9 protein-coding genes are annotated in these 13,485 nt (G+C 35.6%); 2 read left to right on the top strand and 7 right to left on the bottom strand.

What is annotated here, in order from left to right; translation table 11 throughout:
- Positions 1-23 precede the first annotated feature (23 nt).
- The 3 genes from ilvN to ilvD all read right to left on the bottom strand — a co-directional run bounded on the left by ilvN (position 24) and on the right by ilvD (position 4,177).
- Positions 24-563, bottom strand: coding sequence for an acetolactate synthase small subunit (gene ilvN / locus ACQUQZ_RS23450; protein ID WP_435357550.1), 540 nt, complete (start codon positions 561-563; stop codon positions 24-26).
- Between the two features lie 123 nt (positions 564-686).
- Positions 687-2,447 carry a biosynthetic-type acetolactate synthase large subunit gene (ilvB, locus tag ACQUQZ_RS23445; RefSeq protein ID WP_435357549.1) on the bottom strand — a complete coding sequence of 587 codons (1,761 nt, stop codon included), beginning with the start codon at positions 2,445-2,447 and terminating at the stop codon, positions 687-689.
- 50 nt (positions 2,448-2,497) lie between these two features.
- Positions 2,498-4,177 carry a dihydroxy-acid dehydratase gene (gene ilvD, locus ACQUQZ_RS23440; RefSeq protein WP_435357548.1) on the bottom strand — a complete coding sequence of 560 codons (1,680 nt, stop codon included), beginning with the start codon at positions 4,175-4,177 and terminating at the stop codon, positions 2,498-2,500.
- 392 nt (positions 4,178-4,569) lie between these two features.
- Between ilvD and ACQUQZ_RS23435 the strand changes: the two genes are divergently transcribed.
- Together ACQUQZ_RS23435 and ACQUQZ_RS23430 are read left to right on the top strand one after the other, a co-directional pair.
- Entirely contained in the window at positions 4,570-5,412 is an 843-nt protein-coding gene (locus tag ACQUQZ_RS23435; RefSeq protein ID WP_435357547.1) for a fumarylacetoacetate hydrolase family protein, read from the top strand.
- A 78-nt stretch (positions 5,413-5,490) separates the two neighbouring features.
- Complete coding sequence (locus tag ACQUQZ_RS23430) at positions 5,491-7,053, top strand: aldehyde dehydrogenase (NADP(+)) (protein WP_435357546.1); 1,563 nt, start codon at positions 5,491-5,493, stop codon at positions 7,051-7,053.
- A gap of 77 nt (positions 7,054-7,130) precedes the next feature.
- Here ACQUQZ_RS23430 and ACQUQZ_RS23425 read toward each other — a convergent pair whose 3' ends face one another.
- The 4 genes from ACQUQZ_RS23425 to bamA form a co-directional block, all read right to left on the bottom strand.
- Positions 7,131-9,179, bottom strand: a complete 2,049-nt coding sequence (locus ACQUQZ_RS23425) for a WG repeat-containing protein (protein WP_435357545.1) — start codon at positions 9,177-9,179, stop codon at positions 7,131-7,133.
- Positions 9,180-9,510: 331 nt separating this feature from the next.
- Entirely contained in the window at positions 9,511-10,092 is a 582-nt protein-coding gene (locus ACQUQZ_RS23420; protein WP_435357544.1) for an OmpH family outer membrane protein, read from the bottom strand.
- Positions 10,093-10,099: 7 nt separating this feature from the next.
- The gene (locus tag ACQUQZ_RS23415) at positions 10,100-10,657 is read right to left on the bottom strand and encodes an OmpH family outer membrane protein (RefSeq protein WP_435357543.1); all 558 of its coding nucleotides are present in this window, start codon (positions 10,655-10,657) and stop codon (positions 10,100-10,102) included.
- Between the two features lie 166 nt (positions 10,658-10,823).
- Entirely contained in the window at positions 10,824-13,484 is a 2,661-nt protein-coding gene (gene bamA, locus ACQUQZ_RS23410; RefSeq protein WP_435357542.1) for an outer membrane protein assembly factor BamA, read from the bottom strand.
- Between the last annotated feature and the right edge of the window lies 1 nt (position 13,485).

Genomic DNA, 13,485 nt, shown 5'->3' with positions numbered 1-13,485 from the left:
AAATCACAGTTTAAGAAACAAATTTACAAATAATACTCCCATTCTGTAATTTCTTCGGGTAAATACTCAATTAATCCTTGAGGAGTTTTACCTACGGCAACTCTTCCCGAACGTACAAATTCGATAATTTTATGAGGTTTTATATATTTAAAAAACTCGAAAATTTCTGTTTCAGTACCAGTTTTTTCAATGACTACATAATCAAGCCCCCAATAAACGACCCATGCTTTATAGACTTTGTTAATTGTTTCGACATCGACAGATTTGCCATTCAAGGGGGTAGAAACCTTGAAAAGTGCAATTTCGTTATAAACAATGTCATCATTGAGATAGCCAAAAACAGCTAAAACTTCAATGATTTTTCGAATCTGGCGTACGAGTTTTTCTACTTCTTCACGTTTTTCATGTTTAATAACAATGGTGAAACGAGAAATACCCTTACGCTCAGTTTCTGAAACCGTCAAAGATTCAATATTGATTCTTCGACGGGTAAATATAATTGTGATTTTGTTGAGTAATCCGATGCTATTTTCGGTAAATACGCAAATAGTGTATGTTGTCATTTTCAGTTTGGAATTAGTGAATTAGTGAATGAACGAATGAGTGATTTTTGATAAAAATAAATCTGCGAGAAATGATTTTATAAATAAATGACTCATTCACGCAATCACAAATCACCCAATTTTTTATTCAAGCCTAATCTCACTAACGCTTGTTCCCGCAGGAACCATTGGGAATACATTTTCTTCTTTTTCTACAATTACTTCCAATAGGTATGCTTTCTTAGAATCAAGCATTTTATCAAGCGAATCACTCAGGTTTTCTCTTTCCGAACAAGTATGGCCATCAATTCCAAAACCCTTAGCAATGGTAATAAAGTCTGGATTTTGGAGTTCAACAAATGAATAGCGATTATCAAAGAATAACTGTTGCCATTGACGCACCATTCCTAAGAAATTATTATTCAAAATAATCATTTTTACTGCCAAACCACTTTGAGCAATTGTACCGAGTTCTTGAATAGTCATTTGGAAACAACCATCGCCAATGATACCTACAACTTCACGATCTGGAGCACCCACTTTTGCACCAAAAGATGCAGGAATGGCAAAACCCATTGTTCCAAGTCCGCCCGAAGCGATAAATGAATTTGGTTTTTTGAATTGATAGTAGCGTGCTGTAACCATTTGATGCTGACCTACGTCAACCACGATGCAGGCTTCACCATTTGTTTTATCAGAAAGTAAAGCAACAACTTCTGCCATTTTAATCTTTCCTACTTGGCTCAAGTCACGAAGTGTTACTTTATCATGTTCTTTTACATCTAATTTTCTAAACTCATTTTTCCAGCCTGTAAAATCACCTTTCTTTACCAAAGGCATCAACATTTTCAATGCCTCTTTGGCATCTCCAATCACAGGTGCTTCAGTTTTCTTGATTTTTTCAACCTCTGAAGGGTCAATTTCAATGTGAATTATGCGTGCTTGTGGAGCAAATTTTGTAGAATCACCAGTTACACGGTCATCAAAACGCATACCAATGGCAATTAAAACATCACATTGGTCAGTCATGACATTGGGTGCATACATTCCGTGCATACCTAACCAACCCATATAATTTGGATGATTATTTGGCATTGCCGAAAGCCCTAACAATGTGCTTACACAAGGCATATCTGTCTTTTCAACAAACTCAAGCAATTCTTGCATTGCATCGGCAATCAAAACACCATGTCCAAACAAAAGATATGGACGTTTGGCTTTGTTGATTAGTTCCGCTGCTTTTTCAATTTGTTCTTGTTTTGGAATAATACGTGGGCTATAGCTGACCATTTTCTCTACTTTTTTGTAAGAAAAGTCTTTGGTCATTTTGGCGGCTTGAGCATCACGAGTAAAATCAATAACTACTGGACCCGGTTTACCAGATTTGGCAATAAAAAATGCTTTTGCCATGATTTCCGGCACTTCGTTCGGGTCGGTAATTTGGTAATTCCATTTACAAACAGGTGTTGTTACACCTATCATGTCTGTTTCTTGGAAAGCATCCGTTCCGAGTAAAGTTGATTTTACTTGACCCACTATACAAACCAAAGGTGTACAATCAATGATTGCATCGGCAATTGGCGTAATAAGGTTGGTTCCGCCTGGGCCAGAAGTAACCAAACAAACACCTGTTCGCCCACTTACACGGGCAAAACCTTGTGCAGCATGACCTGCACCTTGTTCGTGGCGAACTAAAATGTGATTAATTCTATCAATATAATCATAAAGAGCATCATAAGTAGGCATAATTGCTCCACCCGGATAACCAAAAATGGTATCAACGCTCTCGGCTAATAAACATTCCATCATTGCTTGAGCTCCCGAAAGAAAAGTCTTTTCTTCCTTTACCTCAACAGTTGTAGTGAAAGTTTCCTGTTTTAATTCTATTTCTAATAAATTTCCCATATCGTTAGAGATATTTTAGGATGAAGTTTGATTTAGTTTGCCGTATTTTCTTACAAATCTGTAACACAGCCTTCACTTGCTGAACTTACGTTTTTGATATATTTTCTTAGTACACCTCTGGTAAATGTCGAAGGAATTTGCTTCCATGCTGCTCTACGTACTGCCAATTCTTCGTCTGAAACATGAAGCGTTAGTTTATTATCAACGGCATCAATTGTAATTTTATCGCCGTCTTTTACTAAGGCAATTGTACCACCGTCAAAAGCTTCTGGTGTGACGTGTCCAACGACAAAGCCATGTGTACCACCTGAAAAACGACCATCAGTTATCATCGCTACGCTATTTCCTAAGCCAGCACCCATTACTGCTGAAGTTGGTTTTAACATTTCTGGCATTCCTGGTCCACCTTTAGGACCTTCATTTCTGATTACAATTACGTGACCAGCTTTTATTTCACCTTTACTTAAAAACTCAATTACTTCTTCTTCACGCTCACAAACTTTGGCAATTCCTTCAAACCTTTCACCTTCTTTACCAGTGATTTTGGCAACAGCACCCTTCTCAGCAAGGTTTCCGTAAAGAATTTGTAAATGCCCAGAAGGCTTGATTGGATTTTCTAAAGGGTGAATGATTTTTTGTGATTCAAAATCTAAGTCAGGTATATCGGCTAAATCTTCGGCAATTGTTTTACCAGTAATAGTGATACAATCGCCGTGAATAAATCCTTTTTTTAGTAAATATTTCATTAAGGCAGGTACACCGCCAATGGAAAGCATGTCTTCCATAAAATATTTGCCAGAAGGTTTCAAATCTGCAATTAGGGGCGTGCGGTCAGAAATTGCTTGAATATCATCCAAAGTGAAATCAACTCCTGCGGCACTTGCGATTGCTAAATAATGTAAAACAGCATTGGTTGAGCCACCCATTACCATTACCATTGTCATGGCATTTTCAAACGCTTTGCGAGTCATTATATCGCGTGGACAAATATTTTTCTCCAACATATTTTTCATGGCGGCACCAATGGCAATACATTCTGCTTTTTTGCCTTCATGTGTTGCAGGGTAGCTTGAAGAATTTGGTAAAGTCAGACCCATTGCTTCCATTGAAGAAGCCATTGTGTTGGCGGTGTACATGCCACCACAAGCACCCGCTCCTGGAATAGCATTTTTGATTACTCCGTTATAATCTTCTTCAGAAATTGTTCCTGCAAATTTTTTACCTAATGCTTCGAATGCTGAAACGATATCTAATTTTTGTCCTTTATATTCTCCTGTACGAATCGTTCCGCCATAAACCAACATCCCAGGGCGATTTAATCTTGCCAAAGCCATCATTGCCCCAGGCATATTTTTGTCGCAACCTACAACAGCAATCACACCATCGTACCATTGAGCTGCTACCACATCTTCAATAGAGTCAGCAATAATGTCTCGACTTGGTAAAGAATAACTCATGCCATCATTACCGTTGGTCATACCATCTGAAACCCCAATCGTATTAAAAATCAAGCCCACCATACCATTTTCTTGAATACCTTTCTTGACATGAACCGACAAACCATTGAGGTGCATGTTGCAGGTATTGCCTTCATAGCCCGTACTGGCAATGCCAATTTGGGCTTTTTGCATATCTTCATCTGACAAACCAACACCATAAAGCATCGCTTTGGCTGCTGGGTTTTCAATTTCTTGTGTAAGGGTACGGCTGAATTTGTTTAATATTGCCATTGATTTTTGAATAAATGTGGTTATAAATACTTAGTTTATGCACAAAAAAAACCTTCTTCTCACCATGTGTGAAGAAGGTTTGTATATGTTATAGCGTCCTTCTTCACACTCGCTTAGACGAGTAGAAGAATAATAGGTACAATTAAAACGCTTGTTGTTTTCATTATTAAAAAAGTATTCTCTAATTGCGAATATTCGCTAAATGCGAATGATTTCCAATACAAATAAATTTACTTTGATTTATATTTCCAAATAAATTTGTCTAAATTTTTAGAATTAAATTTTTATTAAAAACTATTTTAAAAAATTTCATGATAAAAGTCATACATTATAGTATCTAATATGCCTCTTTTTGTTTAATATTGGACTCAAATTATTTTTTAGATATCCTCATGAAAATCTATAAAACGTTACAAGGTTTCGTCATAGAACACGAAGGTTTATTTTATATCTCACGACACATTGATTGGGATTTATTCGTTAATCGTGAAGATTTATATTTTGAACTACTAAGGGAAATCCAACTTTTACCAGCAGCATCAGAGTATAAATCATTGATAGATAATGGTTTATTAGCTCCGATTCAGTCTCAAGAAGTTTGGGCGGCAGGTGTAACTTACCTCAAAAGTAGAGATGCCCGCATGGAAGAATCAAAAAAAGCGGGAGGAGATAATTTTTATGACCGTGTATATGATGCCGAAAGACCAGAGATTTTTTTCAAAGCAACAGCTCATCGAGTGGTGGGTTCGGGACAAAATGTTAGGATAAGAAGAGACTCAAAATGGAATGTTCCTGAACCAGAGTTGACCCTATTTATCAATTCTAAAGGACAAATTTCGGGCTATACTGTGGGCAATGATATGAGCTCAAGAGATATTGAAGGAGAAAACCCTTTGTATTTACCACAAGCAAAAACGTATGATAAAAGTGCAGCTATTGGACCTTGCATTGCTATTTTTGATGAACCGATTTCTCCAGAAACTAAAATTACTATTGAAATCTTGCGTTATGAAATTCCACTTTTTTCAAATTCAATAGAAATTAATCAAATGAAGCGTAAACATGCTGATTTAGCAGAATTCTTGTTTAGAGAATCTTCATTTCCTCATGGTTGTTTCTTGATGACAGGTACAGGACTTGTGCCACATGATGATTTTACATTGGAAGTTGGCGATGAAATACGCATTACAATTGATGGAATAGGAACGTTAGTAAATACAGTAGAAATGAAGTAATAAAACAATAAAAAGCGTGGTACAGCTAATATATTTATTAGTTGTACCACGCTTCATTCATTTTAATTAAAACAAAAAATGCAAATCACAGGAAAAAATATTATCGGATTTGAAACGCTTTCGGAAGGAACAGTGGCGATTCAAGCAACAAACCCAGCAACGGGCGAAACATTAGCCCCTCTATTTTATAAAGCAACAATTGAAGAACTTGGCTATGCCGCCGATAAAGCAGTAAAAGCATTTCAAATTTATCGCAAGAAATCAGGTTTTGAAAAAGCCAGTTTTTTAGAAAAAATTGCTGATGAAATTGAAAATTTAGGCGATTTGCTTACAGAAAGATATGTTGCAGAATCAGGCTTACCACAAGGAAGAGCGGTTGGTGAGAGAGGCCGAACAACAGGGCAGCTTCGTCTTTTTGCTCAACTTTTGCGTGAAGGTTCGTGGGTAAATGCTCGAATTGATTCTGCGTTACCAGAACGTCAACCAGCCCCACGTCCTGACATTCGTGCCATGGAAAGACCATTGGGTGTTGTAGGGGTTTTTGGAGCAAGTAATTTTCCATTGGCATTCTCGGTAGCAGGTGGCGATACCGCATCAGCATTAGCTGCTGGTTGTTGTGTTATTTTTAAAGCTCACCCAGCACATCTTGGTACATCGGAGTTAGTCGGAAAAGCAATTCAAAAAGCTGCCGAAGCAAGCAATATGCCTGATGGCGTATTTTCTTTATTATTTGATGATGGTCATGAAATTGGTATGGCTTTGGTCAAACATCCAAGCATTAAAGCTATTGGTTTTACAGGTTCATATAAAGGGGGCAAAGCATTGTTTGATGCAGCAGTTGCTCGCCCAGAACCAATTCCCGTTTACGCCGAAATGGGAAGTGTCAATCCTGTTTTTGTTTTACCAAAAATTCTTGAAGAAAAAGGTGCCGCACTTGCTCAAAACTATGTTGCTTCAGTAACACTTGGTGTCGGACAGTTTTGTACAAATCCAGGAACACTTTTCTTGCAAAAAAACGAAAGTTTTATGCAAGAATTAGAAAAACAAGCACCCAATGCACAAGGTGGTGTTATGCTTACTACTGGCATACGTGATGCTTATGTAAAAGGTATCGAACATGCCAAAAATTTTACACAAATCATAGGTGTAGGTAAAGCCCCTGAAGGGTTTACAGCCGTAGAACCAATTATTTTACGAACAGATATTGAAGGGTTTAATACAAATACCCATCTTGGTGAAGAAATCTTTGGACCAACAAGTTTGGTTGTTGAAGCAAACTCAAAAGAAGAAATATTAGAAGTAGCTAAAAATCTTTCTGGACATCTGACCGCTACAGTTCATGGCACGGAAGAAGATTTAGCGGACTATACCGATTTAATAGAAGTTTTAGAGCAAAAAGTAGGTAGAATTCTAATCAATGGTTTTCCAACGGGTGTGGAAGTTTCTCATGCGATGGTTCATGGAGGTCCTTTTCCTGCAACCACTGATGCTCGTAGCACATCTGTGGGTACAATGGCGATCACTCGCTTTACTCGCCCTGTTTGTTATCAAAACTTTCCAGATTCGCTTTTACTCGATGAACTCAAAAGTGATAACCCATTGAATATTTGGCGTTTGGTAGATGGAGAGTTAAAAAAATAACTATAGCTCAATACGAAAAAGAATCCCCAAATCACACGGTTGACTTGGGGATTCTTTTTTATGAAATTTGGCTCAGTTTATTTCTGATTTGCTTTCCGTACAAGGTCATAGAATTTAGAACTATTGGCAGAAATACAATCACCACTGCTATTTAAGTTATACAAATTATTTGAAGTATCAGCTATTTCATATTGATTGGTATCTTCGATGTAGCGAGCTGATTTGAACATACAAGGAGCAATTTTGGCATTAAACTTATTTATAATACCAACTTTATTATTCCCTTTTGAAACAATAGCCATTCCGTTTTTGAAAGGATTGATCTCAGCATATTCAAAAGTTATCTGTACTTTTCCTTTCTTATCAATAAAACCATATTTATTATTATCGTACTTGACACCAATCAATCCTTCTGATGAAAACAACAACTCATTATATGATGGTGTTAAAACTTCTTTACCTGTAAAATCAAGCAAGCCCCATTTCTCGCCTTTGAGCATAGCTAAGTTAGTTCTGTCAAATTTACGAATGTTTTTGTAGGCTTCAGAAGTAAATCTTTTTAACGTATTTTTATCAACAAGGTTATAACCATCATCCGTACCACCTTTTTCAAGAGGTGTGTAAGTACGAATAACGACCAATGTACTTGCAAGAATTGTATCTGTTACCATATAACGAATACCTTCAGGGGCACTGGGATTAACTTTGTCAATAACAATTCTTCCAAATCGGTCATAAACAATATCAACTAAACAATTGCCAACAGGTTTACTACAATTGGCAGCTTTTTCAGTAACTACCGCCAAACCTGTTACATTGAATGGTTGTACTTCATCATAAACAGGCGGAATAACTTCTGTACCATCAAAACTAATATAACCACATTTAGTTATTCCTTTGTCTGCAAGCGTTTTACAAGCAGGTGCTAAACCAAATCTGTTGAAGTCGCCAATCGAGGCATACGTCTCACTTAATTTTCTTTCATTTAATTCAATTAGGCGAATACCAGAAGCATCTTTGGCTATGACTGAAGCGGCTGTTGGAGAAACACTTGGATCAATCGTTACGCTACGAATATAATCATACGAAGGTTTAATACGCGTATTTCCATCGGAATCAATTAATCCAACTTTTTTGTTTTGTTCAACAATTATCCAACGATTTGCCTCTGAAAGTGTAATTCTATCAAAAGCAATATCAGTAATTGGCGAACCATCTATTTTTATTAAACCGAATAGTTTGCCATTCCGTACTTTGAAAATATTACCAATAAATATCTCAACTTCATCATAACCAGCAGAAATCGGCTTTTTAACAGTATCATAACTATTATCAATTAAGGCAAATTTGTTACTTTTAAACTTCGCTAAACTCACACCGAATTTTAGAGCTTTGGCATCTACAATATCGGCTAAAACCTCACTTTCTACTCCTTCTGCATTTACGAAATGCCAAAAGAACTTCTTAACCAAGGCTCTTCCATCATTGAAAGGTTCGGCATAATCATATTGTGCAGGGATAACTTCTTCGCCACAAAGGTTTAAAAAACCAAAAACCATATCCTTTTTTACACGAGCATAACCTTGATGATAATTGTCGATTAAGCCGTAGCGTGGATTTCCTTTGAGTGTTTCCAGTGCAAAACCAGTGATGGCTTTACCTTCATCATCTTGTGTAAGTAGAAATGACCCTTTATCTTTTTCCGAAAAACATTGTCCACTTTGGCTAACAGAGTAAGTTTTGTTTAATTGACTGGCTTGCTCAAGTTTAGAAACATTATCAATCGTAATTTTATTGACAATTTCAAGTTCTCTCTTATAGGCATTTTCAATTTGTGAGAGGTAATTAGGGAATTGTTCGTGTGTAAGAAAATCTTGTTTTACGAGTAAACTATCCAATTCTTTAGGTAAAGTTTTTTTCTTTGTGTCTTCAAATTGAGACATTGAATTTTTAGCGTAACTGACAAGAGATTTACGAGCAACGGCTCCTGAGACAAATTGTTGTTGGGTGTTAGCAAAACCGCCTGTTGAATCTTTAGGTGACATTGATACTGCTTGCACAACCTGTGCAAAAGTATTACTAATAAAGCTTATAAGTAAAAATAGGACAATGTAAAGTTTCTTCATAGTAATTAGGTTTTTACCGTTAATATTTTAGCAGAGTTAATTTTTTTTGTTTTCCTGAAAATTTTCGCAAATTATATGCAATAATTATAAAAATACACAAAAAGTAAAAATTATTTATAAAAAAGGCATTTTATGTTTCCTTGGGAACGAAAATGTCCGTTTAATAAACGAAAAAATAACAACTTTGGCTTTGGTATCGACATTGTTTTTTCGCAAAAGTAACTAAATCTTTACAAGATTCTTGAAAAACATCAAAAAGTAAGTTATATAAAAAAACCGCAAGGAAATTATTTTCCTTGCGGTTCTCTAAAATATCAATTTTAACAATACCTTACTTTTTAGGTGCTGGAGCAGGCGTTGTTTGTGCTGCTGTTTTTGAAGGAGGTGTTACACCCAATTTTTTGAAAACTAAGTCCGAAATATTGTCAGCATCTGGTGCTACCAATAAAATTGGAGTTGTTCCTGGACCGGCGTCAGTATTGAAAACATAAGTATAGCCGTTTTCTTTAGCAACATCTTTTACTGTTTTGTCGATTTTCTCTAAAACAGGAGCCAACAATTGTTGTTGTTTTTGTTGTAAAGCTGTTTCAGAATTTTGTTGAAATTCTTGAATTGCAGTTTGACCACTTTGTAATTCTTTTTCACGGTCAGCTTTGATTACAGCTGACATTGTTGCACCATTTTTTTGATAATCTTCATATTTCGCTTGAAAAGCAGCGATTTTGTCTTGCAAAAGTTTGTCATACTGAGCTTTTTCAGTTTTCAATTTGCTTTCAATATCCTTTGCATCAGGTATGTTGTTCAGAATATAATCAACATTGGTGTAGCCAATTTTTGCTGTTTGGGCATTTACGTTAGCAATACCAACAAACATTAAAGCCGTGATAAACGTGGCAAAAAATTTTGTCTTCATTTGTTTACTATTTTTTTGGTTTGGTTACTTGGTTATTTTGGTTTTTATCTTCTTTTAATGAAATTCCTAAGGCTTCCAACACATAATCTGTATAATCATGTCGAGGGTCTGTATAAATCATATTGATGTCTGAGGCCTTATCAAATATAAACATTAATTGTTTTTGACGAGCCACTTTTTCACAAGCCTTATAGATTTCGTCCAAAGAGGGCTTTATTAATTCTTTCTTTTTTTGGAAAACCAAGCCATTAATGCCAAAAACTTTATTATTTAGTTCTTTTAAAGCATTTTCTTTGTCTTCTATATTTTTTAGACGCTCACGCTTCATATCAGCGGTCAACAAAATTTCTTCTTGTTGAAACTGTAATCGCATTTTTTTCAATTCTGTTTCCTTCTCTTCAATATCCTTTACCCACTTATCAGAATATTTTTCCATATCCTCTTGGGCTTTTTTATAATCTGGCATTTTGCTCGTAATGAACTCCGAATCAATGTATCCAAATTTCTGTGCAAAGGTTTGAACAGAAATGAATGCCAAAATTAGTAAAAATATTGTCTTTTTCATTCAAAAATAATTGTCAATGCGTGAATTAGAGAATGTTTTTTATTTAATGGCTAATTTTTGAAGCCTTCAAATAGCTATAATTCTGACATACTAACGTAAATGATCTAATAAATCAATATATTATTAACAGATATTTAACAAGTTGACACACGAAGGTATAAACTTTTTAGCGTATTTGTTGACCAATACTAAATGTAAATGACTTCAATCCACGGTTTGAAATACCTGGAATTGGGTCAAATCCTTTACCAAAATCAAGACCAATCATACCAAATGCTGGCATAAAAATTCTTGCCCCAACACCTGCTGTACGGTGAAGCTTGAATGGATTAAAGTCTTTATAACTACCCCAGCTATTTCCTGCTTCAGCAAAAGCCAAAGCAAAAATTGTTGCTTGTGGATTAAGTGAAACTGGGTAGCGTAATTCGGCAGCGTATTTACTATAAACAATTCCACCCATACGACTTAGGGTTATACTACCAGTATTTGTTCTTAACTTCTCTGCTTCTGCCATTGATAGTTCATGCACTACACCTTCGTCATAACCACGCAAACCAATCAAATCAGCACCAACGTTATATGAGTTTTGCATACCAAGACCAGCACCACCTAAAATAAATCTACCAAATGGGCTATAATCTGTTTTACTACCATATTTACCCAAGAAGCCCATATTTGCTTTTGCGTGGAAAATCAATTTACCAACTACAGGAGCAAACCAATCTCCATCAAACATCCATTTATGTCCTTCAATCCATTTGAATTTATCCACGACAGCTTCGTTTCTAAATAATGAATAAGGTGGGTTGAATGTAGCACTTAAAGTAAATTGTGAACCTGCACGAGTAAACTGTGGATTATCTAAACTATATCTCGAAAGTGTAAATGCAACTGATAAATCATTAGCTACACCTTTTTGAAATCCTGGAATAAAGTAACTATTATCTACGTTATACCGCTGATAAGAAAGTGCAGCATTAAAGCTGAAATTTCTGTCTGGCCAGTTTAGGCGTTTACCATAAGTAACAGAACCACCAGTATTTTTGAAATAACCAGAATATAGACTCGAACCACCATAAATAGAAGCATATGCCGAGCCATATTGTTTTTCTAATGCCTTTTGATAGCCTCTATTGTCGGATGAAGTGTGGAATAAACTAACAGCAAATGAATTTGGTTTTTTACCACCTATCCAAGGCTCGGTGAACGAAATAGAATAGGTTTGATAAAATCTACCACTTGCTTGCAAACGCAATGCTAAACGTTGTCCATCACCAGCAGGAAGAGGCTTCCATTTCTTTAGATTTGTGATATTTCGAGCAGAAAAGTTGTTAAAAACAACACCAAAAGTTCCAACGAAACCTTGCAAACCACCCCAACCGCCAGATAATTCGATATTGTCGCTTGGTTTTTCTTCTACATTATATTCAATATCTACTGTTCCATCAGCTTGAGGAATAGGTTTTGGCTCAATTTTTTGAGGGTCAAAATAGCCTAATCTTGAAAGCGTTTGTTGGGTTTCAATCAACTCTGTTTTACTGAATTTTTGACCAGGTTTTGTTAGAAGTTCACGCATAACTACGTGATCACTGGTTTTTGTGTTTCCGTTTAGGATAATGCGATTTATGGTGGCTTGTTTGCCTTCTCTGATTCGCATTTCAATATCAATAGAATCACCCTCAACAGCTATTTCAACAGGTTCACAGTTAAAAAACAAATATCCATCATCCATATAAGCAGAACTAACGTCTCCTTGTGGAATACCATTGATTTTTTTGTTAAGTTCTTCTGGATTATAGACATCTCCTTTCTTGATAGCTAAAATTGCTTCTAAATCTTTTGTTTTACGCAAATAGTTACCAGTCCAAGTGATATTTCTATAATAGAAGCGTGTACCTTCGTTAATATTCAATACAATTCTTAGATTATTACCATCAGTTGAAATCGTTGAATCAGATGTAATTTGAGCATCTCGGTATCCTTTTTTGTTATAATACTCAATAAGAGTTTTTTTATCTTCTTCAAACTTCTTAGGAATAAATTTTGAAGGTGTAAAAATACGGAGTGGTGCTTTAATTTTTGTACTTTTAAGTTTGCCTAATACTTTCCAGTCTGGTAACTCATTTACACCAACAAGCGTAATATCATCAATTTTAACTTTATTTTTCTTGTCTATATTTACAATCAAAGCAGCATTATTTGCACGAATGGTATCAGATACTTGTTTGATTTGTACAGCCGTATTTAAATAACCTTTTTCAATGTAAATCCTTTTGATTGTCAATTGAATGTTTTTAATCAACGCATCAGTAATAACTTTTCCCTTATTGGCTTTTACTTTTTCGCTCACACCATCAATTTCACCTTTACGAATTCCTTTGAAAACAAATTTATTTAGTCGAGGTCTCTCTCTTAAATGAATGTCTAATTCTACTTTATCAAAATCTACTTTAGCAATATTGATAGCTACGTCTTCAATGATGCCTTGCTCCATCAAGCGACGAATAGCGGTGCTGATTCTTTCGCCAGGAATAGCAATTTTATCATTTACATTCAAACCAGACACAGAAATCAAGGTATTAGGGTCAAGAAACTTAATACCGCTTACCGTAATTTTTGAAATAGTATATTCCTTTGGTCGCTCATAATTTACGGTAGTTTCCTTGGCTTGTTCGGCCCTACGCCCTACACCCAGTGGAAACTGGGCAAATACTCCAGCAGCAATAAGTAAAAAAGGAATGAAAAGAAAACGCTTAATCAAAACGCCAGACCACTCGTAAGAGAGATATTTGAACGAAAAATCTTTAATCATAAAAGTTTTAATCATC

The organism is Emticicia sp. SJ17W-69 (assembly GCF_051209875.1).
Classification (GTDB): Bacteria; Bacteroidota; Bacteroidia; order Cytophagales; family Spirosomataceae; genus Emticicia.
This window is presented reverse-complemented; position numbering and strand designations above follow the sequence as displayed.

Bases quoted from the DNA above. Each gene is read 5' to 3' on its own strand.
- ilvN (WP_435357550.1), bottom strand. From the start codon at position 563: ATGACAACATACACTATTTGCGTATTTACCGAAAATAGCATCGGATTA.
- ilvB (WP_435357549.1), bottom strand. From the start codon at position 2,447: ATGGGAAATTTATTAGAAATAGAATTAAAACAGGAAACTTTCACTACA.
- ilvD (WP_435357548.1), bottom strand. From the start codon at position 4,177: ATGGCAATATTAAACAAATTCAGCCGTACCCTTACACAAGAAATTGAA.
- ACQUQZ_RS23435 (WP_435357547.1), top strand. From the start codon at position 4,570: ATGAAAATCTATAAAACGTTACAAGGTTTCGTCATAGAACACGAAGGT.
- ACQUQZ_RS23430 (WP_435357546.1), top strand. From the start codon at position 5,491: ATGCAAATCACAGGAAAAAATATTATCGGATTTGAAACGCTTTCGGAA.
- ACQUQZ_RS23425 (WP_435357545.1), bottom strand. From the start codon at position 9,179: ATGAAGAAACTTTACATTGTCCTATTTTTACTTATAAGCTTTATTAGT.
- ACQUQZ_RS23420 (WP_435357544.1), bottom strand. From the start codon at position 10,092: ATGAAGACAAAATTTTTTGCCACGTTTATCACGGCTTTAATGTTTGTT.
- ACQUQZ_RS23415 (WP_435357543.1), bottom strand. From the start codon at position 10,657: ATGAAAAAGACAATATTTTTACTAATTTTGGCATTCATTTCTGTTCAA.
- bamA (WP_435357542.1), bottom strand. From the start codon at position 13,484: ATGATTAAAACTTTTATGATTAAAGATTTTTCGTTCAAATATCTCTCT.